The 23,834-nt window shown below is 60.6% G+C and carries 20 protein-coding genes and 1 pseudogene; 9 read left to right on the top strand and 12 right to left on the bottom strand.

The features are described 5' to 3' along the window. Positions 1-59: 59 nt before the first annotated feature. From epd to fba, 5 genes are all read left to right on the top strand, one after another. Positions 60-1,115 (top strand): erythrose-4-phosphate dehydrogenase, encoded by a 1,056-nt coding sequence (epd, locus tag PSH76_RS28175; RefSeq protein ID WP_032894906.1) that lies wholly within the window; start codon positions 60-62, stop codon positions 1,113-1,115. A 17-nt stretch (positions 1,116-1,132) separates the two neighbouring features. Then, positions 1,133-2,296, top strand: a complete 1,164-nt coding sequence (locus PSH76_RS28170; protein ID WP_003194956.1) for a phosphoglycerate kinase — start codon at positions 1,133-1,135, stop codon at positions 2,294-2,296. 31 nt (positions 2,297-2,327) lie between these two features. Continuing rightward, on the top strand, positions 2,328-2,555 hold the full coding sequence (locus tag PSH76_RS28165) for a hypothetical protein (RefSeq protein ID WP_003194953.1): 228 nt from the start codon (positions 2,328-2,330) through the stop codon (positions 2,553-2,555). Between the two features lie 61 nt (positions 2,556-2,616). After that, positions 2,617-2,949, top strand: a complete 333-nt coding sequence (locus tag PSH76_RS28160; protein WP_034133963.1) for an MliC family protein — start codon at positions 2,617-2,619, stop codon at positions 2,947-2,949. Positions 2,950-3,181: 232 nt separating this feature from the next. Further along, positions 3,182-4,246: a class II fructose-bisphosphate aldolase gene (fba, locus tag PSH76_RS28155; protein ID WP_003177554.1), complete on the top strand. Its 1,065-nt coding sequence runs from the start codon at positions 3,182-3,184 to the stop codon at positions 4,244-4,246. 244 nt (positions 4,247-4,490) lie between these two features. On the opposite strand, the gene PSH76_RS28150 is transcribed toward fba, so the two are convergent. The 3 genes and pseudogenes from PSH76_RS28150 to PSH76_RS28135 form a co-directional block, all read right to left on the bottom strand. Next, complete coding sequence (locus tag PSH76_RS28150; RefSeq protein ID WP_138183513.1) at positions 4,491-5,069, bottom strand: hypothetical protein; 579 nt, start codon at positions 5,067-5,069, stop codon at positions 4,491-4,493. Positions 5,070-5,307: 238 nt separating this feature from the next. Further along, a pseudogene (locus tag PSH76_RS28145) lies at positions 5,308-5,617 on the bottom strand (fructose-bisphosphate aldolase). Positions 5,618-5,822: 205 nt separating this feature from the next. Next, positions 5,823-6,488: a polysaccharide lyase family 7 protein gene (locus PSH76_RS28135; RefSeq protein WP_305493281.1), complete on the bottom strand. Its 666-nt coding sequence runs from the start codon at positions 6,486-6,488 to the stop codon at positions 5,823-5,825. A 312-nt stretch (positions 6,489-6,800) separates the two neighbouring features. Between PSH76_RS28135 and PSH76_RS28130 the strand changes: the two genes are divergently transcribed. Genes PSH76_RS28130 through PSH76_RS28120 form a run of 3 tightly spaced genes read left to right on the top strand, consistent with a single transcriptional unit; the run spans position 6,801 to position 9,763 of the window. Further along, positions 6,801-8,906: a bifunctional diguanylate cyclase/phosphodiesterase gene (locus PSH76_RS28130; protein ID WP_305493280.1), complete on the top strand. Its 2,106-nt coding sequence runs from the start codon at positions 6,801-6,803 to the stop codon at positions 8,904-8,906. Positions 8,907-8,948: 42 nt separating this feature from the next. Beyond that, on the top strand, positions 8,949-9,449 hold the full coding sequence (locus tag PSH76_RS28125; RefSeq protein WP_003194942.1) for a M48 family metallopeptidase: 501 nt from the start codon (positions 8,949-8,951) through the stop codon (positions 9,447-9,449). Positions 9,450-9,466: 17 nt separating this feature from the next. Next, complete coding sequence (locus tag PSH76_RS28120) at positions 9,467-9,763, top strand: helix-turn-helix domain-containing protein (RefSeq protein WP_057710268.1); 297 nt, start codon at positions 9,467-9,469, stop codon at positions 9,761-9,763. 97 nt (positions 9,764-9,860) lie between these two features. Here PSH76_RS28120 and PSH76_RS28115 read toward each other — a convergent pair whose 3' ends face one another. Continuing rightward, the gene (locus PSH76_RS28115) at positions 9,861-10,313 is read right to left on the bottom strand and encodes a GNAT family N-acetyltransferase (protein WP_305493279.1); all 453 of its coding nucleotides are present in this window, start codon (positions 10,311-10,313) and stop codon (positions 9,861-9,863) included. 197 nt (positions 10,314-10,510) lie between these two features. On the opposite strand from PSH76_RS28115, the gene PSH76_RS28110 reads away from it, so the two are divergent. After that, entirely contained in the window at positions 10,511-11,248 is a 738-nt protein-coding gene (locus tag PSH76_RS28110; protein WP_138762881.1) for an ABC transporter substrate-binding protein, read from the top strand. Positions 11,249-11,335: 87 nt separating this feature from the next. Here PSH76_RS28110 and yccS read toward each other — a convergent pair whose 3' ends face one another. The 8 genes from yccS to betA form a co-directional block, all read right to left on the bottom strand. After that, the gene (yccS, locus tag PSH76_RS28105; protein WP_044271848.1) at positions 11,336-13,519 is read right to left on the bottom strand and encodes a YccS family putative transporter; all 2,184 of its coding nucleotides are present in this window, start codon (positions 13,517-13,519) and stop codon (positions 11,336-11,338) included. A 143-nt stretch (positions 13,520-13,662) separates the two neighbouring features. Then, positions 13,663-14,841: an NAD(P)/FAD-dependent oxidoreductase gene (locus PSH76_RS28100; RefSeq protein ID WP_032897743.1), complete on the bottom strand. Its 1,179-nt coding sequence runs from the start codon at positions 14,839-14,841 to the stop codon at positions 13,663-13,665. Between the two features lie 157 nt (positions 14,842-14,998). Next, the gene (dbpA, locus tag PSH76_RS28095) at positions 14,999-16,336 is read right to left on the bottom strand and encodes an ATP-dependent RNA helicase DbpA (protein WP_232964675.1); all 1,338 of its coding nucleotides are present in this window, start codon (positions 16,334-16,336) and stop codon (positions 14,999-15,001) included. A 130-nt stretch (positions 16,337-16,466) separates the two neighbouring features. Next, positions 16,467-17,894, bottom strand: a complete 1,428-nt coding sequence (mdtD, locus tag PSH76_RS28090; protein WP_032894917.1) for a multidrug transporter subunit MdtD — start codon at positions 17,892-17,894, stop codon at positions 16,467-16,469. A 36-nt stretch (positions 17,895-17,930) separates the two neighbouring features. Continuing rightward, positions 17,931-18,821: an alpha/beta fold hydrolase gene (locus tag PSH76_RS28085; protein WP_305493278.1), complete on the bottom strand. Its 891-nt coding sequence runs from the start codon at positions 18,819-18,821 to the stop codon at positions 17,931-17,933. Positions 18,822-19,018: 197 nt separating this feature from the next. Further along, entirely contained in the window at positions 19,019-20,335 is a 1,317-nt protein-coding gene (locus PSH76_RS28080; protein ID WP_305493277.1) for a TldD/PmbA family protein, read from the bottom strand. Beyond that, positions 20,335-21,777 (bottom strand): TldD/PmbA family protein, encoded by a 1,443-nt coding sequence (locus PSH76_RS28075; protein ID WP_098950158.1) that lies wholly within the window; start codon positions 21,775-21,777, stop codon positions 20,335-20,337. The genes PSH76_RS28080 and PSH76_RS28075 overlap by 1 nt, the downstream gene beginning before the upstream one ends. Positions 21,778-21,993: 216 nt before the next feature. Next, positions 21,994-23,688 carry a choline dehydrogenase gene (betA, locus tag PSH76_RS28070; protein ID WP_032894927.1) on the bottom strand — a complete coding sequence of 565 codons (1,695 nt, stop codon included), beginning with the start codon at positions 23,686-23,688 and terminating at the stop codon, positions 21,994-21,996. Positions 23,689-23,834: the final 146 nt, after the last annotated feature.

Genomic DNA, 23,834 nt, shown 5'->3' with positions numbered 1-23,834 from the left:
TTCTTCGCGAGCAAGCTCGCTCCTACAGTGGTTTGTGTCGCCCACAATGCGAGAACCCCATGCCCCAACTGCGTCCCTACAAAGTTGCACTCAACGGCTACGGCCGCATTGGTCGTTGCGTCTTGCGTGCTCTGTTCGAGCGAGGGGCGGCGGCCGGGTTTGAAATTGTCGCGATCAATGATTTGGCCGACATGGCTAGCATCGAATACCTGACACGCTTTGACTCCACGCACGGCCGCTTCCCGGGCGAAGTGCGGGTTGAAGGCGATTGTCTGCATATCAATGGCAACTGCGTGCAAGTGTTGCGCAGTGCCACCCCCGAAGGCATCGACTGGAAAGCACTGGGCGTCGACCTGGTGCTGGAATGCTCCGGTGTCTATCACACCCGTGCCGATGGCCAGCGTTTTCTCGACGCCGGCGCACCGCGTGTGCTGTTTTCCCAGCCGATGGCCAGCGAGGCGGATGTCGACGCCACCATCGTCTACGGCATCAACCAGGATTGCCTGACCGGCGATGAGCTGTTGGTGTCCAACGCGTCGTGTACCACCAACTGCAGCGTGCCGTTGTTGCGCCTGCTGGACCAGGCGATCGGCCTGGATTACGTGTCGATCACCACGATTCACTCGGCGATGAACGACCAGCCGGTGATCGACGCCTATCACCACGAAGACCTGCGCCGCACGCGTTCGGCGTTTCAGTCAGTGATTCCGGTGTCCACCGGCCTGGCGCGCGGCATCGAGCGACTGCTGCCGGAACTTGCCGGGCGAATCCAGGCCAAAGCCGTACGGGTGCCGACGGTGAACGTGTCTTGCCTGGATATCACCATGCAAACCGTGAGCGACACTGACGCGGCCGAGGTCAACCGGATCCTGCGCGACGCTGCCACCAGCGGCCCGCTCAAAGGCCTGTTGGCCTACACCGAGTTGCCCCACGCCAGCTGCGATTTCAACCATGACCCGCACTCGGCGATTGTCGATGCCAGCCAGACCCGCGTTTCCGGCCCCAGGCTTGTGAACATCCTGGCCTGGTTCGACAACGAATGGGGCTTTGCCAACCGCATGCTGGATGTTGCCGAACACTATCTGCACATCGCTTCTAAACAACCTCAACAGTAATTCAGGAACTGCGACCCATGACCGTGTTGAAGATGACCGACCTCGATCTGCAAGGTAAGCGCGTACTGATCCGCGAAGACCTCAACGTCCCCGTCAAGGACGGTGTTGTCACCAGCGATGCGCGAATCCTGGCCTCGCTGCCGACCATCAAGCTGGCCCTGGAAAAAGGCGCGGCCGTGATGGTCTGCTCCCACCTGGGTCGCCCGACCGAAGGTGAGTTCTCTGCTGAAAACAGCCTTAAGCCTGTCGCCGAGTACCTGAGCAAGGCCCTGGGCCGTGACGTGCCATTGGTCGCAGACTACCTGGGCGGCGTGGACGTGAAAGCCGGCGATATCGTGCTGTTCGAGAACGTGCGCTTCAACAAGGGCGAGAAAAAGAACAGCGACGAACTGGCCCAGCAATACGCCGCCCTGTGCGACGTGTTTGTAATGGACGCGTTCGGCACCGCCCACCGCGCCGAAGGTTCGACCCACGGCGTGGCCAAGTTCGCCAAGGTCGCAGCCGCTGGCCCGTTGTTGGCTGCCGAGCTGGATGCGCTGGGCAAGGCCCTGGGCGCTCCGGCCCAGCCAATGGCCGCTATCGTTGCCGGCTCCAAGGTCTCCACCAAGCTGGACGTGCTCAACAGCCTGAGCCAGATCTGCAACCAACTGATCGTCGGCGGCGGCATTGCCAACACCTTCCTGGCCGCTGCCGGCCACCCGGTGGGCAAGTCCCTGTACGAGCCAGACCTGCTCGACACCGCCCGCGCCATCGCCGCCAAGGTCAGCGTGCCGCTGCCGGTAGACGTGGTAGTTGCCAAGGAATTCGCGGAAAGCGCCGCCGCTACCGTCAAGCTCATCGCTGACGTGGCCGACGACGACATGATCCTGGACATCGGCCCGCAAACCGCGGCCAACTTCGCCGAGCTGCTCAAGGCATCCCAGACTATCCTGTGGAATGGCCCGGTGGGCGTGTTCGAGTTCGACCAATTCGGCAACGGCACCAAAGTACTGGCTAAAGCGATCGCTGAAAGCTCGGCGTTCTCCATTGCTGGCGGCGGCGATACCTTGGCGGCTATCGATAAATATGGTGTGGCTGATCAGATCTCCTACATTTCTACCGGTGGTGGCGCTTTCCTCGAGTTCGTCGAGGGCAAGGTGTTGCCAGCCGTGGAAGTGCTGGAAACCCGAGCCAAAGGTTAAGGCTCGCGTGATCAGGAAAAGGAGCGTTCCCATGATCAAGTCGTTGGCACTGGTGATCGCAGCGGGCCTGTTGGCCGGCTGCGGCAGCACCCCCAGCGCGGCGCCCGAGGCGGATAATGCCAAGGCACCGTTGAGAAAAAGCTGTTACCAGGCTGACTGGCAAGCCGAGACCATGCCGGTGATCAACAAGCGCATCGGCAACGAACGGCTGGAGAAATACGACTCCGCGCCCAACGGTCAGGAACAGGGTTGCCCATGACGGGTCTGATCCACTAACCGACAGCAACGGCGGCCCATAGGCCTCCCTGCGAGGATTGGCAATGAAAGGCGTTTTCGCCCTGGCAGCCCTGGCCCTGTTGGCCGGCTGCAGCAGCATGAACCTGTTTGACAAGGCAGAGCCAGCCGACAAATGGACCACCTGGACCTGCGACAGCAAGGCCGAGGTGAACTGGCGCTTTGCCAACCCGGCCCGTTCCGAAGTGGATGTACGCCTCGGCGGTTCGGACCAGGTTTACCGGCTCAAGCAAGAAGTAGCCGCCTCCGGCGTGCTGTACAGCGACGGCCAGTTGGCGTTTCACACCAAAGGTGAGGAAGGCCTGGTTTACTGGGTGGCGACGGATGATTTGATTGGGCGCGGCTGTAAGGCCCAATAGGATTTTGGATTTGATGAGAAGCAAATGTGGGAGCGGGCTTGCTCGCGAATGCGGTGGGTAAGCTGACGAATCCGGTGACTGATACACCGCTTTCGCGAGCAAGCCCGCTCCCACATTGATCCGGCTCCAATCTCACAGAGGTTGTGCGCCGAGCACTGCAATAACTTGAATAGCAGCCGCCGCTACGGCAGGCTTGCACGATTAACGACCCTCGACCGGGAGAGACAACACAATGGCACTTATCAGCATGCGTCAAATGCTGGACCACGCAGCCGAGTTCGGCTACGGCGTCCCAGCCTTTAACGTCAACAACCTTGAGCAGATGCGCGCCATCATGGAAGCCGCTGACAAGACCGACTCCCCAGTGATCGTCCAGGCTTCGGCCGGTGCGCGCAAATACGCCGGCGCCCCGTTCCTGCGTCACCTGATCCTCGCCGCGATCGAAGAATTCCCACACATCCCGGTGTGCATGCACCAGGACCACGGCACCAGCCCTGACGTGTGCCAGCGCTCGATCCAACTGGGCTTCAGCTCGGTAATGATGGACGGCTCCCTCGGCGAAGACGGCAAGACCCCAACCGACTACGAGTACAACGTACGCGTGACCCAACAAACCGTGGCCATGGCCCACGCCTGCGGCGTATCGGTTGAAGGCGAGCTGGGCTGCCTGGGTTCGCTGGAAACCGGCATGGCCGGCGAAGAAGACGGTATCGGCGCCGAAGGCGTGCTGGATCACAGCCAGATGCTGACCGACCCGGAAGAAGCCGCCGACTTCGTCAAGAAGACCCAGGTCGACGCCCTGGCTATCGCCATCGGCACCAGCCACGGCGCCTACAAGTTCACCAAGCCGCCTACCGGCGACGTGCTGGCCATCGACCGCATCAAGGAAATCCACAAGCGCATCCCCAACACCCACCTGGTGATGCACGGCTCTTCCTCGGTACCGCAAGAGTGGCTGGCGATCATCAACCAGTACGGCGGCGACATCAAAGAAACCTACGGCGTACCGGTGGAAGAAATCGTCGAAGGCATCAAGTACGGCGTGCGCAAGGTCAACATCGACACCGACCTGCGCCTGGCATCCACCGGTGCGATGCGTCGCCTGATGGCCACCAACCCGAGCGAGTTCGACCCGCGTAAATTCTTCGGCGCTACCGTTACCGCGATGCGTGATGTGTGTATCGCACGTTATGAAGCGTTTGGTACTGCGGGCAATGCTTCGAAGATCAAGCCGATCTCGTTGGAGGCGATGTACCAGCGGTATTTGAAAGGTGAGTTGAACGCTAAGGTGAATTGAGTCTTAGGCGTTTGAAAGAAGCCCGCAGCGATGCGGGCTTTTTTGTAGGGGCTGCGTGATTTGTTATATGTAACGTCAGCTAGGGCCGGTATTTCATAGCATCCGTCGCAAAGTTTAGATATGGATGACATTGTTTAGATTGGCCTGTCGTTAGTGCGGGGCGAGATATCAAATCAAAAAAACCGCACTGATGCGGGTTTTTTTAAAGTGCTCGGCATGGTTGCTCGATTATGAAATGAATATATCAAACCTCTTCTGGGTTGCCCACGTAAGGTACGTTTGTTTCTACAATCTCAAAGTTAAACGGAATTGATTTTCTTCCTCCATGTGTAACAAGAAAGGAGTGTGAGAATGAGTGGTCACATGCTACGTAATCGTAGTCCTGAACCAGCCCTCGCTCACTTTGGAGACAAAGCTGCTGGCTGGTGGCGCCTGGGAAATCATCAAGTGTCATTACTTGGTTGTGATTGTTTGGATTTACCAAGTTGAATGATACTCCGTTGTCTCCAGCTAATAGCCAACCATTTGATTGATCTATCACTTTTCCATAGTGCGTTCCTTGCTCACGAACGTAGATGATGTATTTGCCATTTCTGTAGCGAAAATAAAAGAGGTCACCCTCGTTTGTGTACAGTTTATCGTTCAAGCATAGGTATTGGCTTGGTTTTAGGCCTGCAAAGCCACTAACGCCCTGCACTGTAGTTGGTCTACCTCTGAAATTTGCGGTAAACGAAACTGCCTCTAATGTAAGCTCATAGAAACACACGGCGAATGTGTTATGTGACAGGCGTGCAGTAAACGATTTTTGGCGATCGGTGCTCATGGCTTTGTCTCTCTAAAGTTGGCGATGATTGCGATTGTATGCAGGATGTTTTTGATGTCTGCGAAATAAAGGTAAAATATTTTTTAGGTTGGGGTACCTGTGAAAATTGACAGTTATTTATAATTTTTTGCTATTGGTGATATTTCCGTACGTATTTTGAGTGTGTAATTTTGATAGCTGGTGAACGCTGCCGGTCGATTTTTGCTCGCCAAAAAACCGCAAGAGTGCGGTTTGTTGTTTAGCTTGCCGATAAAGTATCGAAACTACGGTTTTTCAATGACTCGAACCACATCACTCACATCCCGCACCAGAATACGTGCGGTATTGGCCACGTTATTCAGGTCGCGCTCGGCGAAGTCCGGCAGGCTGGAGCACGCCATCAGGTTTAGGTGTTCCAGAGCGGCGTTGAGACGTTCGCGCAGGCAGGCGTGGAGGTCGAGCAGTGGGGCTTCGCTGTCGATCAACAGTACGGGGTAGTCGGTGGCGGTTTCTGTGCAGGGGCTAAAGAGGCGATGTGGCTTGTCGCAATGGTGCTGTAGGACCCGCACAGGATCCTCAGGCCACACAGAACCTTTGTGGGAGCGGGCTTGCTCGCGAATGCGGTGTATCAGTCAATATAGATTTTGGCTGATCCTGCGCATTCGCGAGCAAGCCCGCTCCCACAGGGGGGGCAGTGGCTTTAAGTGATTGGATTACTCGCGAAGGATCCTTGTACTCATCGGGCATTGCCTACTTGAAATGAGGCCAATCCCCTTACTCATGATCAATATCCAACTTCGCAAACGTCACCCGCGCGCCCTCATTGGTGTCGCCCGTATTGTCCTGCACGTACACCCCCGCCTTGAAGTACAACGGCTTGTCGCCCCAGGCCGCGCCGATCCGTTCATTCCACTCGCTGTCGGCGGCATACACGCTGAGCAACCCGGCTTTGTTGAGGTTGATCACATAGGTGAAGCTTTTCTCCAGCGGCACGTTGGAGGCGACGATGATCACCCGGCTTTCGGCCTCGTCCGGGCGCATGCGCACTTTGGCGACGATGTTGCCGGTCTGGGTTTTCTCCTTGAATTGGTACTCCAGCTTGATCAACGGTTTCTGGCTGTCGTACGCGTGGATCTGGCCGATCACGATCTTGCCGGAGGAGGGCACCTGGTTGACCGTGAGAGTGGCGCGCAGGAAGTTGTCGGCTTCGGGGTAGGTCCAGTTGCGCAGGCGGCCGTCGGCGTAGGTTTCGCGCAGTTCGCTGCGTGGGTAGATGGCGTTTTCGGTGCGCGAGCCCGTCACAGGTGTCCAGAACTGCACGTCGCTGCCTTCGGCCTGGAAGTATTGATCGTTGAAGCCGCTCATCAGCCTTGGCGTTTCAATGGTCGTGGGTGGGGAGCCGACCGGAATGCTCAGGTTCCAGGTGGAAAGGTCGATCATGGTGTTGGCCTTTTTACAGAGGGTGTAGGCATTGGCCCAAAGGGCCTTCCAGGTTCTTTATAGGCGGTGCTGGTGAGATTGTTAAACAATTGCTGGCAATTTATTGGCGTCAGAGGAATGCCAAAAAGCCATGTTGCCCGTGAACCGCGGGCTACAGGGCCTTACCGTTAGTCGGCTTCCTGGCCTTTGGCACAATGATGGCCCCTACGTCACTTCTGCTTTTTTGGCCGCGCGGCTAGAGTGAGCCCTCAGTGTTTATCCGGCCTTGGTAGCAAAAGTGACCGGTGTAGCTCCCTAAGGAAGAGACGTAGCATGGATGGCGCTCCACAACACGACGATGCAATTTCGGTTCTGTTGGTGGTCGATGACTACCCGGAAAACCTCGTCAGCATGCGTGCGCTGTTGCAGCGTGACGATTGGCGTGTGATCACCGCCGCGTCTGGCCTGGAGGCCCTGGAGTTACTGCTGGCCCACGACGTCGACCTGGTGTTGCTTGACGTGCGCATGCCGGGCATGGACGGCTTTGAGGTGGCACGCCTGATGCGGGGCAGCCAGCGCACGCGCATGACGCCGATTATCTTTCTGACCGCCACCGCCCATTCCCCCGACGCGGTGCTTGAAGGCTATGCCAGCGGGGCGATCGACTACCTGTTCAAGCCCTTCGACCCGCATATCCTCAAGCCCAAGGTGCAGGCGTTGCTGGAGCACCAGCGCAATCGCCGTGCCTTGCAGCGCCTGAGCCATGACCTGGAGTTGGCCCGCGCCTTTAATGCCTCGGTGCTGGATAACGCCGCCGAGGGCATTTTGGTGGTGAGCGAAGCCAGTGTGATCGAGTACGCCAACCCGGCCATTTCGCGGCTGTTGAATGCGACGATGGCTGAGTTGCAGGGCGAGAGTTTCCTCAGTTTTCTGCAAAAGCCCCATGTTCCAGCCTGGTTGGGTTTCCCCATGTACGAGGCGTATCGCCGGGGCGAGACGTGGCGCCAGCACGATGCCATTTTGCGCACCGGTCGGGGCCAGCAGGTGCCGGTGGCGTTGTCCTGCGCGCCTTTGCCTGCCGAGCAGAAGGCGATGGTGGTGACGGTGCTGGACATGTCTGAAGTAAGGCACCTGCACCAGCAACTGGAGTTCCAGGCTGTGACCGACCCGCTGACCGGGCTGTTGAACCGGCGTGGTTTCCATCAGGCGATGGAGAACACCTTGCTGCGCAGCGAACGTAGCGAGCAGGCGCTGGTATTGCTGTACCTGGACCTAGATGGCTTCAAGCGGGTCAACGATACGCTGGGCCATGACGCCGGGGATCGCGTGTTGCGTTGGGTCTCGGAGCAAATGCAGGCGTGCCTGCGTTCCTACGACATTCTGGGGCGCATGGGCGGGGATGAGTTCACCGCGTTGCTGGAGCTGGAGTTTCCCGAGCAGGCCGCGAAGATCGCGGAAAAGCTCATCGAACGGGTATCTGTGTGCCAGCAGGTCGATGGGTTGGAGGTGATGCTTGGGGTCAGTATCGGCATCGCGACCTTCCCGGATTGCGGCTCGGACTTGAGCGGCCTGCTGCGGGCGGCGGATATTGCCATGTACGAAGCCAAGCGCGCCGGCCGTCAGCAGTATCGTTACTACGACCAGGAAATGAACGGCCGCGCCCGCTCGCGGCTGATGCTGGAAGACAGTGTGCGTACCGCCATTGCCAACAAGGATTTCACCTTGGTGTACCAGCCCCAAGTCTCCCTGGAAGACGGGCGTTTGCGCGGCGTGGAGGCGCTGTTGCGCTGGCAGCATCCCAGCGTCGGTGATGTGCCGCCGGGCCTGTTCTTGCCGCTGCTGGAAGAGGCGCGGTTGATCAACCAGTTGAGTGCCTGGATCTACCAGCAAGTCGCCGCTCAGCGCCAGGCCTGGCAAGCCACCTTCGACCCCGAACTGGTGTTGAGCGTGAGCCTGAGCATCAGCCAGTTCAACATGCCCAACCTGGCCAACCAACTGCAGCAGATGCTGGAGCGGCATGGGTTACAGGCACGGCAACTGGAGGTGGAAATCGGCGAAGACTGCTTGATGAGTAATCTTGCCGAGTCTACCAAGCAACTTCAGTTACTGCGCCGGATCGGGGTGCGGATTGCCCTGGACGACTTTGGCTGCGGCCAGTGCTCCCTGGCCCATTTGCGCGACCTCAAGTTCGATACCCTCAAGCTTGACCCTCAACTGGTGGCGCGCCTGCCTGGCTCGGCGCGGGATGCGGCGATGGCGCGCAGCATCATCCAACTGTGCGAGCATTTTGGCGTGCTGGTGATCGCCGAAGGCGTGGAGAGCCTTGAGCAAACACAGTGGCTCAAGGCCAATGGCTGCGCGTATATCCAGGGGCCGTGGGCGGCGCTGCCGTTGATGGCCGAAGACGTTGCCGGCTGGTCGTACCCTCGCGCGCTTTGAATTCGCTACACTGGCGCCCGTCCCAATTGCGTTGCCGAGCCCATGACCGCGTTGAAATACCTCCAGGCCTACCCCGCCGCGCTCCAGGAGCAAGTGCGCCAACTGATCGCCAAGGACCAGTTGGGTGCGTACCTGGAACAGCGTTACCCCGAGCGCCATGCGGTGCAGAGTGACAAGGCCCTGTATGCGTACGCCCTGGCCTTGAAGCAGGAGCACCTGCGCAACGCGCCGTCTATCGACAAAGTGCTGTTCGACAACCGCCTGGACCTGACCCATCGTGCCTTGGGTTTGCACACCACGATTTCCCGAGTGCAGGGCGGTAATCTCAAGTCCAAGAAAGAGATCCGCATTGCTTCGCTGTTCAAGGAGGCGGCCCCGGAGTTTCTGCGCATGATCGTGGTACATGAACTGGCTCACTTCAAGGAGTCGGACCACAACAAGGCGTTCTATAAACTCTGCCAATACATGATGCCGGGCTACCATCAGGTGGAATTCGACCTGCGTGTGTACCTCACCTGGCGCGATTTGCAGGGCAAGCCCTAACCCCAAGGCGACTGACCATGGATGTGAGCAAGACCAAAAGCAGCTTCTACCGCCGCCTGTACGTGGCGTACTTGATCGACAGCCAACTGGCCAGCAGCGTCCCGGCGCTGACCGAGGCCACCGGCATGCCTAGGCGTACCGCCCAGGATACGATTGCGGCGTTGGCCGACCTGGATATTGTCTGTGAGTTCGAGCAGGAGGACGGTGCGCGCAACCATGCGGGGCGCTATCGGATTCGGGATTGGGGGGCGATTGATCGGGGGTGGATCGAGGCTAATCTGGCGTCGATCAAGCAGGTGTTGGGCTATCCCTGAGTTCAGCGGTGGCAGGGCTGACGCTATCGCGGGCAAGCCCGGCTCCCACAGTTGAATGCGTTCCAATGTGGGAGCTGGCTTGCCTGCGATGGCGCCCTCAGATGCGCCGCATGCCGATATGGGGAATATCGTCCTCCAGGTATTCCTCACCCGCCACTACAAACCCATACCGCCCGTAGTACTCCTGCAAATGCGCCTGAGCTGACAGAAAGATCGGTGTCTCGGGCCAGATTTCTTCAATCTGCTTGAGGGCCTCTTCCATCATCGTGTGCCCCAACCCGATGCCGCGTGCCGATGGCGCAACGATCACCCGGCCAATCACCACGTCGCCGCCCTGGGACTCCGGGTCCAGCAGGCGCAGATAAGCCACTAGCTCATTATCCTGCCAGGCCATCAGGTGATGGGTGTCACCCCCCAAGTCTTGCCCGTCGATGTCCTGATACGCGCATTTCTGCTCGACGACGAATACCTCGCTGCGCAAACGCAGGACGGCATATAGCTGGTCCTTGCCCAAGTCGTTGTGATGTTTACAAACCCAATCAACCGTCATGATGTGTGCTCTTATAAAGACGTGCCTGGATAGTAAGCGTGACGGGCGCCGCTGTCTAAAATTGGCAAATGTGTGAATGGCGTCAATTTGCCATCATTCAGTGCGTGCGCCGTTGGCTGCTTTGTGTAATCTGCAATGCAAGCTTATTGATGAGCTACTGTTATCAGGCCACCGCCTGCCCGCCAAGGACTTTGAGCATGCCGCGATTGACTCGTGCCGTTGCTTTGATCGCAGTGCTGTTGCTGGCCCAGCCGGTGCTGGCACAGCGTCTGCGCCTGGTGGCGGATGGCTGGCCACCGTTCACCGATGCAACCTTGATCAATGGCGGCTTGGCCACCGATATCGTCAGCACCGCCCTGGCCCGTGCGGGGTACGCCAGTGATTTTGAGCAGGTGCCCTGGGCCCGTGCGCTCAAGGGCGTGGGCGATGGGCGCTACGATGTGCTGATCAACGCCTGGTACGACGAGGCCCGCACGCAGTTTGGCCAGTTTTCTGCTGAGTACCTGCTTAACCGTGTGCGCTTTCTCAAGCGCAGCGACGATGACATCGCTTATCAAAGCCTGGCCGAACTGCGCGACGAGACTATCGCCGTGGTACGCGGTTATGCCTATTCGGCGGCGTTCGATCAAGACACCCAGCTACAGAAAGTACCCGTGCACAACTTCGCCATGGCAGTGCGCATGCTCGCGGCGCGGCGGGTGCGGTTGACGCTGGAAGATGAATACGTGGCGCGTTATTACCTGGCTCGGGAGTCGCCGCGGGTGCGCAATACCGTGGCGTTTGTGGGCAAGCCTTTGAGCGAGAACAGCCTGCATATTCTGGTCAGTTTGAAGAACCCCGAGCATGCGCAGATTGTCGCCAGCTTTGATCGGGAGATTGCCAGGATGAAGGCTGATGGCAGTTATGCGCGGTTGATGAAGGCGCATGGGATGTAGGGTGCTTGCGGGCCTCATCGCGGGCAAGCCCGGCTCCCACAGTTGAATGCGTTCCAATGTGGGAGCCGGCTTGCCTGCGATAACGGCCTAAGCCGCACCGGTATCCTTGATCAAATGCGCCGCCAACGTACGCAACGGCCCCAACTGCCGGCAAATCAACGCCAACTGCGTCTGTACCAACCGCTGCCCTTCGTCGATTTCATCCGGCATTTGCTCAAGCTCGGCGGCCAGCGCTTCCTCGGCATCGCTCTGGATCGCAATCGACTGTTTATTGGCCAAGCCGGTGGCGATCTCATCGATGCTCGCCGCCAGGCTGTTGCCCGCGCCTTCGATCAAGTGTTCACGCACATCGCTCGGTAGCGAAGTATCGCGATGCGCACCCAGCCCCGACAAATAGCTGAGCAAGGTGTGAGACAGCACCAGGAAGCGAAAGCCCACGTCGGCTTCCTTACGGAAGTGCCCCGGCTCCATCAGCATATTGGCCAGGGTGGTGGACAACGCGGCGTCGGCGTTGTGCGCGTTGCGGCGGGCCAGGCGGTAAGCCAGGTCGTCGCTCTTGCCGGCGGCGTATTGCTGCATGATTTGGCGCAGGTAGATGCTGTTGCAGGTCAGGGTGTTGGCCAGCACTTTGTTCAAGCGTCGGCCTTGCCAGTCTGGCAGGAACAGGAACACCGCCAGGCCCGCGATCAGGCTACCGAGCAAGGTATCGAACAGGCGCGGCAGGAACAGCCCGTAGCCATCGCCCACCTGGTTGAAGCAGAACAGCACCATCAAGGTTATTGCCGCCGTCGCCAGGGTGTAGCGGGTGGTGCGGTTGATAAAGAACACCAGGCCTGCGGCGATAGCGAACATCGACTGCACCACCGGGTTGGGGAACAGGTCGAACAGCGCCCAGGCCACGGTGAGGCCGATGGCGGTGCCGATGATCCGCTGGCCGAGTTTGCGCCGGGTGGCGCCGTAACTCGGCTGGCACACGAACAGGGTAGTGAGGATGATCCAGTAACCCTGAGACGCATGGATGGCATGCAGGGTGGCGTAGCCGACGGTCAACGCCAGGGACAGGCGCAGGGCGTGGCGAAACAGCAACGAAGTGGGCGTGAGTTGGGTGCGCAGGCGCGTCCACATTTCCTTGAGGTTGCGCGGTGCGCGGTCCAGCAGGTTGCTGTCGGTGGCGTCGGCCAGGGCATCGGGGTTGCTGGCGTCGCCCAGCAGGCGGTCGAGCGTGGACAGGTTGGCCGCCAAGGCGCGCAAGGAGCGCAGCAGGCCACGCCAGGCCGGGTTGCTCTGGATGCGCAGGTGCTCCAGGGATGCGTTGAGGTCGCCCAGGGCTTGGGCAAAACTGTCGTCATAGATAAACGGTTGGCGCAGTTGGATCGACTCGGCCAGGGTCTGGCAGGCCTTGCCTTGCTGGCGCAGCAAGCGCTGGCAACGAAACAGCACATCGCTGTGGAAGAAGGCTTCGGTGAGGGCGTTGTAGGGGTAGTGGGAGGAACTGGCGCGCTCGTGGATGTCCTGGGCCAGGAAGTAGAGTTTCAGGTAACGGCTGACCTTCGAGCCCGGCCGGCCATTGCCGACGCGGTGCAGGATGATTTCCTTCGCGGCGTTCAGCGCAGCGACTACCCGGCCATTTTGCTGGGCCAATTCCAGGCGCCGCGCTTCTACATCCAACTGCCGGATCGGTTCGAACAGGGAGGACTTGAGCTTGAGGTAACGCCCCAGCTCGCGGAACAACCGCGCCAGGCTCTGCTGCACCGGCTGGTTGGAAAACAGCGCCTGCCACAGCACCGACAACGCGCCGTACCAGGCGGCACCGGCGACCAGCAGCAGCGGCTCATGCCAAAAGTCCGTGACGGCGCCGCCGCGCTGGTCCACGCCGATCATGGTGTAGACCGACAGAATCAAGGTGGCCGAAGCAATCGCGCCATAGCGTTCGCCCAGCGCGCCGAGCATGGTCAGGCCGAAACTGGCCAAGGCCAGGGCGATGGCAAATATCCAGGGGTAAGGGAACAGCAGCTCTACCGACAGCGCGGCGATGCTGAAACACACCAGTGTCACCGCCAGCGCGTTGAGGCGGCCTTGCCAGCTGTCATCGGTCTCGGCCAGGGCGCTGGCGATAATCCCCAGGAACAGCGGGATCAGCAGCGTCATTTCATCCTGGTACCAACACAACGCCATGCTGCCGGTGAGGGCGATGAACACCCGTACGCTGTAGCTGAATTTATCCAGCGCCCACAGGCGCCGCATGGACTGCTTGAACGAGGTCGATGACATGAAGTCTGGAGTCTTCCGGGACATTGTCGCTAAATTGAGCCAGTAATGACGCCACGGCAAGCGCGGCGATCACATCGGACAGCAAAATGTTCAGTATCACTGCAAAACCAGCTCCCACAGGGGATTGCATTTCAAAGTGCAAGTCAGGCGTATTGCGCGGCCGCGTAGCCCGAGGCCCAGGCCCACTGGAAATTGAACCCGCCCAGGTGGCCGGTCACATCCAGCACTTCGCCGATAAAGTACAGGCCGGGGCTTTTCAGCGATTCCATGGTCTTGGACGACACTTCCCGCGTATCCACCCCGCCTAATGTCACCTCGGCGGTGCGATAACCCTCGGTGCCGGCCGGTACCAGTTGCCAGCTCCCCAGCTTTTGCGCGATATCGGCAATTTCAGCGTGGGTGTACTGCTTCATCGGCTTGGATTCGAACCAGCTTTGGGCCAGCAGGTTGGCCATCTTCTTGGTGAAGATCTCCCCCAGCAGGGTTTTCAACTCGCTGTTGGGGTGTTCGGCCTGTTGCTGTTGCAGCCAGGCATGGGCGTCGTGGTCGGGCAGCAGGTTGATTTCCACCGTGTCGCCGGAGTGCCAATACGAGGAAATCTGCAAAATTGCCGGCCCGCTCAGGCCGCGGTGGGTGAACAGGATGTTCTCGCGAAAACTCTGGCCGTTGCAGCTCACCAGGCAGTCGACCGAGGTGCCGGACAACTCGCCGCACAACTCCTTGAGCTGGTCGGTGATGGTGAACGGCACCAGCCCGGCGCGGGTCGGCAGCAGTTCGTGGCCGAATTGCTTGGCCACTTGGTAACCGAAACCGGTGGCGCCCAGTGTCGGGATCGACAAACCGCCCGTGGCGATCACCAGCGATTCACAGCGCAGTTCGCCCAGGGTGGTTTGCAGTTGATAGCCGCTTTCGAGCTTGGCGATGGCCTCGATGGAGGTGTCCAGGTGCAGGCTCACGCCGGTCTGGATGCACTCATCAAGCAGCATGCCAAGGATGTCGCTGGACTTGTTGTCGCAGAACAGCTGGCCGAGTTTCTTCTCGTGGTAGGGCACGCCGTGCTTGGCCACCAGCCCGATGAAATCCCACTGGGTGTAGCGGGCCAGGGCGGACTTGCAGAAGTGCGCGTTATGCGAGAGGAAGTTGGCCGGCTCGGTGTACATGTTGGTGAAGTTGCAGCGGCCGCCACCGGACATCAGGATTTTCTTGCCGGCCTTGTTGGCGTGGTCGATCAACATCACTTTGCGCCCACGCCCGGCGGCAGTCAGCGCGCACATCAAGCCTGCGGCGCCGGCGCCAATGATCACAACTTCGGTCGAGCGCACAGCCATGTCCTCACAAAAATTCTGAATTGAAATACAGTCAAATGTGGGAGCGGGCTTGCTCGCGAATGCGGTGGTTCAGTGACAAACGTGTCGACTGATACTCCGCATTCGCGAGCAAGCCCGCTCCCACAAGGGATCTTCACCCATCGATAGGTCTTTACAAAATACGCACGCGCAGCGAACGGCCCTTGATCTTGCCGTCATTCAAACGCTGCAGCGCCTGCTTGGCGATGCCGCGCTCCACGGCCACGAAGGCCTGGAAATCAAAGATCGCGATCTTGCCGACCTGGGCACCCGGAATGCCGGCTTCACCGGTCAATGCACCGAGGATGTCGCCTGGGCGAACCTTGTCTTTACGCCCGGCGGCGATGCACAGGGTGCTCATCTGCGGCAAGAGTGGGCCACCGCTTTGTGGCTTGAGGTTGTCCAGTTGGTCCCAGTTCAGCGGCGACTTTTGCAGTTGCTCGATGGCCTGGGCGCGGTGGGCTTCGGACGGCGCCACCAGGCTGATGGCGATGCCGGTCTCACCGGCACGGCCGGTACGGCCTACACGGTGGATGTGAATTTCCGAGTCGCGGGCCAGTTCGACGTTGATCACCATGTCCAGGGCGTCGATGTCCAGGCCACGGGCGGCAACGTCGGTGGCCACCAGCACCGAGGTGCTGCGGTTGGCAAACATCGCCAGTACCTGGTCACGGTCGCGCTGTTCCAAGTCACCATGCAGGCCAACGGCGGAGATGCCCTTGGCGGTTAGGTGGTCGACGGTTTCCTGCACTTGCTGCTTGGTAAAGCAGAACGCCACGCAGGAGGCCGGGCGAAAGTGCGCCAGCACCTTGGTCACGGCGTCCATGCGTTCTTCCGGGGAGATCTCGTAGAAGCGCTGTTCGATCTGGTCGTCGGAGTGGAACGCTTCGGCTTTCACTTGCTGAGGCGCACGCATGAACTTGGAAGCGAGCTGCTTGATGCTCACTGGGTACGTGGCCGAGAACAGCAGGGTTTGGCGACGCGGCGGGGTCTTGCTGATGATGTCTTCGATGGCGTCGTAGAAGCCCATGTCGAGCATGCGGTCGGCTTCGTCGAGGATCAGGGTGTTCAAGCCGTCCAGCACCAGCGAACCTTTACGCAGGTGCTGCTGGATGCGACCTGGCGTGCCGACGATAACGTGGGCGCCGTGCTCCAGGGAGGCGATCTGCGGGCCGAGGGACACGCCGCCGCACAGGGTCAGTACCTTGATGTTGTCCTCGGCACGGGCCAGGCGGCGGATTTCCTTGGCCACCTGGTCGGCCAGCTCGCGGGTCGGGCACATCACCAGCGCCTGGCAACCGAAGTAGCGCGGGTTGATCGGGTTCAACAGGCCGATGCCGAATGCAGCGGTCTTGCCGCTGCCGGTCTTGGCCTGGGCAATCAGGTCCAGCCCTTTGAGGATCACCGGCAAGCTTTGCGCCTGGATCTGCGTCATCTCGACATAACCCAGCGAGTCGAGGTTAGCCAGCATGGCGGCGGACAGGGGCAAAGTATTAAAAGCGGTGGCGATGGTAGTCACGGGACTGGCTCTGCAAAACAAAATGTCGCGCAGTGTACCAGTCTCGTGGGATTTTCCCCGCAAGTTCTCGACGAGACGCCCGTTAGTGCTCGATATCGTGCTCGCGGCTGACCACGCGTTTGCCGTCTTTAGGCGACAGTTGCAGGAAGATCGCCGCCGCCAGCATCGCCATGATGCCCACGGTGAGGAAGGTCAGCTGGAAGGCGCCCAGCACCGTATTGACCCCGTCATTGCCGGCTTCGGCGGTAAAGCCGCCGAGCAATGCACCGGCACAGGCCACGCCCAGGCTCAGGGACAACTGCGCCACCACCGACAGCAAGCTGTTGCCGCTGCTGGCCTGGGCGTCGTCGAGGTCGATCAGGGTGACGGTGTTCATCGCGGTAAATTGCAGGGAGTTGATGGCCCCCAGTACTGCCAGCATGCCTAGCAGTAACGGGTAGGGCGTTTGTTCGCTGACCAGGCCCATGCTCGCCAGCATCAGGCCCAGGGCCAGGGTGTTGCCGGTCAGGACGATGCGGTAGCCGAGGCGCTCGATAAGCGGGCGGGCGATGGATTTGGCGAACATTGCCGCCGCCGCCAGCGGCAGCATGCTCATGCCCGCTTCTGACGGCGAATAGCCCAGCGCCACTTGTAACAGCAGCGGTACCAGGAACGGCAATGCGCCGCTGCCCAGGCGCGCAAACAGGTTGCCGAGGATCCCCACGGCAAAGGTGCGCGTCTTGAACAGCACCGGCGAGAACAGCGGGTTATCGATGTGCCCGGCGCGCAGCCAGTACGCGGCCAGGCAGGCAAGCCCGCCGAACAACAGCAACATCACCCGCAGGTGCGGCAGGTGCAGTTCGCCCAGGCCCTCCATGGCGATGGTGATCAGCACCATCGCCGCGCCGAACAGCAGAAAGCCCAGGCCGTCGAAGCGCGTGCGCTCGCTGCCGCGCAGGTCGGGGATGAATTTCCACACGGCATAGCAGCCGATCATGCCCACCGGCAGGTTGATCAGGAAGATCCAGTGCCAGGTCAGGTATTGCACCATCCAGCCGCCCATCGTCGGGCCAAGCAAGGGGCCGAGCAGGCCGGGAATGGTGATAAAGCCCATGATCCGCACCAGCTCGGAGCGCGGATAAGCGCGCAGCACCACCAGCCGCCCGACCGGCAGCATCAGCGCGCCGCCCAGGCCCTGGACCACCCGTGCGCCCACCAGCATGCTCAGGCTACTGGACAGCGCACACAGCAACGACCCGATGCTGAACAGCATGATCGCGCCAAAGAAGATCTTCTTGGTGCCAAAGCGGTCGGCGATCCAGCCCGAGGCGGGAATCAGCAAGGCCACGGTGAGCATGTAGGCGATCACCACCCCTTGCATGCGCAGCGGGTTTTCCGCGAGGTCCTGGGCCATCGCCGGCAGCGCGGTGTTGAGAATCGTCCCGTCCAGCGACTGCATGAAGAAGGCAATCGCTACCACCCAGGGGAGCCAGCGGGCGGTCTTGGCATCGAGAGGGGCACGATTCGGCATGGGATCCCTTTTTATTAGCAGGCTATGTGTTCGCGATTATGCGCCATCCGTCGTCCGTTTTCCCACTGGCGGTTCGTCTATAGCTGACAACGTCGCATGCTCGCCCACCAGGAAGTCCAGCAAGGCCCGATGCACTGCCAGCGCGGCTTCGCGGGACTCCAGGTCCAGCAGATGGCCGGTGTGTTCGGCCACGGCAAAGCTGCTGCGGCCTACATAGTGTTTGAACAGCTGGGCCTCGTCGGCCGGGGTGTATTCGTCCAGCGCGCCGTTGAGAAAGTGCACCGGTGTTTCAATCTGCCTGAGCGCCGGCAAGTAGTTGCCATCGCCCAAGCCCAGCACCTGATGAATATGAAAGCGCGCCTGGCGGTACTCGGTGGTGGCCATGGTCGACAGGTGCCGATGGTTATTGCGCTTGAGGCGCGGCGACAGGTATTTGCCCACCGTTTCGTTGAGCAGATGGCCGACCGCCGACTTGTCATCAGCCTCGATCAGCACACGCACGCGCTCGACATACTCGAGCATCGCCTGGTTGAGGTTGGGCGCCAGGGCCATCACCACCGAGCTTTCGATGGAGGGCGGGTTGTGCGCCAGGGTCAACAGCGTGGAGATGCCGCCCCATGATGCCGAGACCAGATGGTTGACCGCAAAGCGCGCCACCAAGGCACGCAGGATTTGCACTTCGTCGTCCTTGGTAACCAGGTCGAGTTCGGTGTTGTGCTCGCGTGACAAGCCAGAGAAGGGCAAGTCGAACAGCAGCACATTGAAGTGCTCGGCCAGGCATTTACTGGTGCGGGCAAAGGAGCGCGTGGTGGACAGCGCGCCGTTGACCATCAGTACGGTTTTTCTGTGCGGGTCGTTACCCAGTTGCTCTACGTGAACGTTGTAGTGCTTGTACAGCTTCTCTATGACAAAACTTCCATGGTTCATCTCAAGACTCCAGCTTGCCTTTCCCAGGCAAGGTTATGCTCTCGTGGGCAGGGGTGGCGGGATAGACGTTTCTTTGCAGTGCAGGTTATTGCTCTGTAGGAGCGAGCTTGCTCGCGAAAAACGCCAACGATAACGCAGCGCTGACAGCCAGCCCGCAGTGTCTGTACGTTCTTCGCGAGCAAGCTCGCTCCTACGGTTTATAAGGTCAGCGTCAGGCGTTTTACCAAAGCGCCTGGCAACAGGTTGGAAGCGGTATTGCGCTGGCTGTAGGTACTGGCCGACAACAGCAGCTCCCGATCAGCAGTCAGCGCTTCCAATTGCGAACCGAGCAACTGATAGACACTGTCATCAAAGCGCATGGTGCTGACCGGCGCCTGGATCTCGCCGTTTTCCACCCAGAAGGTCGCAAAGCGCGTCATGCCGGTCAGACGCGCTGCCGGCAGGTCGGAGTAGTTCAGGTACCACAGGTTGCTGATATACAGCCCAGTGCCCAACTGCTTGAGAATATCGGCCTGGGCCAGGTTGCCGGCCGCCATTTGCAAGGCGCTGGGCGACTCGTCGCTGCTGGCGCCGTTGGTTTTCAAGCCGTATTCGGCGGCGCTGCGCGAGTTGATCAACTGCCCCTCCGCCTGGCCTGCGTTGATCAGGGTGACATCCTTGCGCGGGTAGCCTTCAGTGGAAAACGCCTGGCTCAGGGAGCCGCTGATCTGCTCATCCACCGTCACCAGCGGGCTCAGTGACTGATCACCCGCGTACAGGCGTTGCAACGAACTGCCTTTGCTGGCGATGGCCTGGGCCGAAAAACCACCCCAGGTGATGATGCTGATGATTTCTTCCAGCGCTGCCGGCGCAAGGTAGGCGCGGTATTGGCCGGGCGCCAGGTTGTGCAGCGGGCGCCCGAGAAACGCCAGTTGCTCCCGGGCCTGTTGGAAACGCGCGGCGAAGTCAGCGCTGTTCCAGGTGTGCCCGGCGTAGCTGGCTTTGACCGCTTCGCCATTGGCGTGGAACAGGCTGAAATCGAAATTGAAACTGTTAGCCCGGTGCCAGCCGAACGCGCCCGTTGAGCTGGCGAAACCACGGCTGATGGGGCCGGCGGCGTAGAAACCGACCAGGTCCACGCCGTCGGCGGCCTGGCTGATATCGTCCAGCACCTGGGCCAGTTCCGGCAGCGGGCGCAGCTGTTCGTTATGGTTGTGCCAGGCGTCGGGGTTCAACAGCAGGTACGGGTCAGGCGGTAACAGCGGCAAGGTTTCGCGCAGTTGTTGCAGGCCATTCGCCAGGCGTTGGCGATCCAGCTCCGCTTCGCCCGACAGGGTGATACCCAGGTCGGCGTGGCGCCCATCGTTGATTAATTTGAGGTTCAGGCTGGCCTGCTGTACCTGGCCGGCCTGGCGCACCTGTGCGTGGTTGAAGCGCACGAACTCGGACGCTTCATCCGCGTAGCCGAGTTGAAAGTGTTCCTTGTCGGTGATGGCTTGCTGGAGCCAGTCCACCAGTGCCTTGAAGTGGTTCATCAGGCATCTCCCCCAAATACATCGACATTGCTGAATACACAGGCCGGCGACGCATGGCCGACGCGGATCACCTGGTTGGGTTCGCCCTTGCCGCAGTTCGGCGTGCCCAAGACCTTGAAGGTGCTGGCATCGCCCACCGCGCTGAGCTTGCGCCAGAACTGCGCGGAAATCGCCCGGTAGTTGGGGTTCTTTACCACGCCCTTGAGCTCGCCGTTTTCGATCAACTGGCCCCACTCGCAGCCGAACTGGAACTTGTTGCGCGCATCGTCGATGGACCACGAACGGTTGGTCGACATCAGGATGCCGCTTTCAATACCGCCCACCAGTTGCGCGAGGCTTTTATCGCCGGGCTCGATATTCAGGTTGGCCATGCGGTCGATGGGCGCACGGTTCCAGCCGCAGGCGCGGCTGTTGGCAACGCCTGGCAGGTTGGCGCGAAATTGCGACAAGGCCCCGCCCAACGGCTTGAGCAGCAGGCCCTCGCGAATCAGAAATTGCTTGCTGGCAGGCGTGCCGTCGTCGTCATGGCCGTAGCTGGCAAGCTGTTCGGGGATGTCCGGGTCGAAGGTCACGTTGAGCAACGGTGAGCCATATTGCAGGTGGCCGAAGTCGCTGGCCTTCACAAAACTGGTGCCGGCGTAATTGCGCTCGTCACCGAGGATGCGGTCCAGCTCCAGCGGGTGGCCGATGGACTCGTGGATCTGCAGGATCATCTGGTCGGGCATCAGCAGCAGGTCACGCGGGCCGTGGGGCGTATTCGGTGCGAGCAGCAATTGCAGGGCTTCGTCGGCCACTTTACGGGCGGCGCCCACCAGGCCGAAGCGCTGGATCACGCCGGCACTGCCTTGCTGGCCGAAGTTGGTACCGCCCAGGGTGCGGGTCTGGCTGTCGTTGCCGTCGAAGGCGGTGACGCTCAGGCCGGGGAACACGAAACGCTGGGCCTGACGCAATTGCGCGCCGGCGCTGTTGAGGTAGATCTGTTCGACCCGCGTGGTGCCCAAGCTGACTTCCCAACTCACCAGGCGCTCATCCTTGGGCACGGCGGCGGACTCATCGCCGAGCAATTGGTAGCAGTCGCTCAGGGACGGGAAGGGCTGGTCGAGGTCGGGCGACAGGTAGTCGGCGACGTCGCTGGACACCGGTTGCTGGTGCAGGTCGAGCAGGGCGTGGGGCTTGATCAACCGGGCTTGCTGTTCAGCACGCTCAAGGGCGGCTTGCAGGCCGGCAAGGGAAATATCGTTGGTCGCGGCGTAGGCTTCCACGCCGTTGAGGCGCACGGTGAGCATGGCGCCTTCGTCGTGGCCCAGGTGAGGCGGTTCGGCGACGTTCTTGCGCACCGACAGGTACTGGCCGGATTCGCGAACGTAGCGCAGGGAGAAAAATTCGGCAGTGGTGCGCAGGGCACCGAAGTGTTTCTTGAGCGTGGCGTGGTGTTCGAACATGGGGCCTTCCTTGTGGGCGGCTCGGCGCGGGCAGGCCAACAGAGTAGGCCTGGGCGGGGAGCTGATCAAGGGAGGTTTTGTTGTGTGATCGTTCCCACGCTCTGCGTGGGAATGCCACCCCGGACGCTCTGCGTCCGCTCTTGAAGGGCGTGACGCGGAGCGTCACAGGATGCGTTCCCACGCGGAGCGTGGGAACGATCAACCGCGGTGTTTCAGTTACTGCGCAATCTCACGCAACGGCTTGCCACGCACCGGCGCATCGCCTGCCACGTAGTAATCGGCGGTGCTGCGCGGCAATGGCTTGCGGCCACGGATCTTGTCGGCGATTTTCTCGGCGATCATGATCGTCGGCGCGTTGAGGTTGCCGGTGGTGATGATCGGCATGATCGAGGCATCGACCACACGCAGGCCCTGCATGCCATGTACGCGGCCTTCACCATCGACTACGGCCATCTCGTCGGTGCCCATCTTGCACGAGCAGGACGGGTGGAACGCGGTCTCGGCGTGCTCGCGGATGAACTTGTCCAACTGCTCATCGGTTTGCACGTCGATGCCCGGGCTGATTTCGCGGCCACGGTATGGGTCCAGTGCAGGCTGCTGCATGATTTCACGGGTCAGGCGGATGCCATCGCGGAACTCCTGCCAGTCCTGCTCGGTGGCCATGTAGTTGAAGAGGATGCTCGGGTAGTCCCGTGGGTTCTTCGACTTCAGCTGGATACGGCCACGGCTTGGCGAACGCATGGAACCCATGTGCGCCTGGAAACCGTGCTCTTTCACACCGTTGCTGCCGTTGTAGTTAATGGCTACCGGCAGGAAGTGGTACTGGATGTTCGGCCACTCGAATTCTTCACGGGTACGGATAAACCCGCCCGCTTCGAACTGGTTGCTGGCGCCGATGCCGGTGCCGTTGAACAGCCATTCGGCACCAATCGCCGGCTGGTTGTACCAGAGCAGCGAAGGGTACAGCGACACCGGCTGGGTGCACGCATATTGCAGGTACAGTTCAAGGTGGTCCTGCAGGTTTTCACCCACACCCGGCAGGTCGTGGACCACCGGGATGTCGAGGCTTTCCAGCAGTTTGGCCGGGCCAACGCCGGAGCGTTGCAGCAGTTGCGGCGAAGCGATTGCGCCGCTGCACACCAGTACTTCTTTACGCGCACGGGCTTCAACGCGTTCTTCGGCGGCGCCAATCAGGTAACGCACGCCCACGGCACGCTTGCCTTCGAACAGTACTTTGTCGGTGAGGGCATGGGTGACGATGGTCAGGGTCGAACGCTTTTTAGCCGTGTCCAGGTAACCGCGAGCGGTGCTGGCGCGACGGCCGTTCGGCGTGACGGTACGGTCCATCGGGCCGAAGCCTTCTTGCTGGTAGCCGTTCAAGTCTTCGGTACGTGGGTAACCGGCCTGTACGCCCGCTTCAACCATGGCGTGGAACAGCGGGTTGTTGCCCGCTTTCGGCGTGGTCACGCTGACCGGGCCGTCGCCACCGTGCCAATCGTTAGGGCCGATGTCGCGGGTTTCGGCTTTGCGGAAATACGGCAGGCAGTCCAGGTAGGTCCAGTCTTCCAGGCCCGGCAGCTTCGACCAATTGTCATAGTCCATGGCGTTGCCACGGATGTAGCACATGCCGTTGATCAGGGAAGAGCCACCCAGGCCCTTGCCGCGACCGCATTCCATCCGGCGGCCGTCCATGTGTGGCTCTGGATCGGTTTCGTAGGCCCAGTTGTAGCGGCGGCCTTGCAGCGGGAAGGCCAGGGCGGCTGGCATCTGGGTACGGAAGTCGAGGCGGTAGTCCGGGCCACCGGCTTCCAGCAACAGGACGGTGACGCCTTCGTCTTCGGTCAGACGGGTCGCCAGGGTGTTACCGGCGGAGCCGGCACCCACAATGATGTAATCGTATTCTTGGGACATTAAATGCACCCTCTTTGAAGTATGGTCAGGTCTGGCGAGTGCTTCGCACTCGATCGCAGGCAAGCCAGCTCCCACATTTGATCGGGTTCACACAGAACAAATGTGGGAGGCGGGCTTGTCGAGTCGTCGCACCGCCGCGATGGCCT

Origin of the sequence: Pseudomonas sp. FP215, from assembly GCF_030687795.1 — a bacterium.
GTDB classification, from domain to species: domain Bacteria; phylum Pseudomonadota; class Gammaproteobacteria; order Pseudomonadales; family Pseudomonadaceae; genus Aquipseudomonas; species Aquipseudomonas salmasensis.
This window is presented reverse-complemented; position numbering and strand designations above follow the sequence as displayed.

Bases quoted from the DNA above. Each gene is read 5' to 3' on its own strand.
- epd (WP_032894906.1), top strand. From the start codon at position 60: ATGCCCCAACTGCGTCCCTACAAAGTTGCACTCAACGGCTACGGCCGC.
- PSH76_RS28170 (WP_003194956.1), top strand. From the start codon at position 1,133: ATGACCGTGTTGAAGATGACCGACCTCGATCTGCAAGGTAAGCGCGTA.
- PSH76_RS28165 (WP_003194953.1), top strand. From the start codon at position 2,328: ATGATCAAGTCGTTGGCACTGGTGATCGCAGCGGGCCTGTTGGCCGGC.
- PSH76_RS28160 (WP_034133963.1), top strand. From the start codon at position 2,617: ATGAAAGGCGTTTTCGCCCTGGCAGCCCTGGCCCTGTTGGCCGGCTGC.
- fba (WP_003177554.1), top strand. From the start codon at position 3,182: ATGGCACTTATCAGCATGCGTCAAATGCTGGACCACGCAGCCGAGTTC.
- PSH76_RS28150 (WP_138183513.1), bottom strand. From the start codon at position 5,069: ATGAGCACCGATCGCCAAAAATCGTTTACTGCACGCCTGTCACATAAC.
- PSH76_RS28135 (WP_305493281.1), bottom strand. From the start codon at position 6,488: ATGATCGACCTTTCCACCTGGAACCTGAGCATTCCGGTCGGCTCCCCA.
- PSH76_RS28130 (WP_305493280.1), top strand. From the start codon at position 6,801: ATGGATGGCGCTCCACAACACGACGATGCAATTTCGGTTCTGTTGGTG.
- PSH76_RS28125 (WP_003194942.1), top strand. From the start codon at position 8,949: ATGACCGCGTTGAAATACCTCCAGGCCTACCCCGCCGCGCTCCAGGAG.
- PSH76_RS28120 (WP_057710268.1), top strand. From the start codon at position 9,467: ATGGATGTGAGCAAGACCAAAAGCAGCTTCTACCGCCGCCTGTACGTG.
- PSH76_RS28115 (WP_305493279.1), bottom strand. From the start codon at position 10,313: ATGACGGTTGATTGGGTTTGTAAACATCACAACGACTTGGGCAAGGAC.
- PSH76_RS28110 (WP_138762881.1), top strand. From the start codon at position 10,511: ATGCCGCGATTGACTCGTGCCGTTGCTTTGATCGCAGTGCTGTTGCTG.
- yccS (WP_044271848.1), bottom strand. From the start codon at position 13,519: ATGTCATCGACCTCGTTCAAGCAGTCCATGCGGCGCCTGTGGGCGCTG.
- dbpA (WP_232964675.1), bottom strand. From the start codon at position 16,336: ATGCTGGCTAACCTCGACTCGCTGGGTTATGTCGAGATGACGCAGATC.
- mdtD (WP_032894917.1), bottom strand. From the start codon at position 17,894: ATGCCGAATCGTGCCCCTCTCGATGCCAAGACCGCCCGCTGGCTCCCC.
- PSH76_RS28085 (WP_305493278.1), bottom strand. From the start codon at position 18,821: ATGAACCATGGAAGTTTTGTCATAGAGAAGCTGTACAAGCACTACAAC.
- PSH76_RS28080 (WP_305493277.1), bottom strand. From the start codon at position 20,335: ATGAACCACTTCAAGGCACTGGTGGACTGGCTCCAGCAAGCCATCACC.
- PSH76_RS28075 (WP_098950158.1), bottom strand. From the start codon at position 21,777: ATGTTCGAACACCACGCCACGCTCAAGAAACACTTCGGTGCCCTGCGC.
- betA (WP_032894927.1), bottom strand. From the start codon at position 23,688: ATGTCCCAAGAATACGATTACATCATTGTGGGTGCCGGCTCCGCCGGT.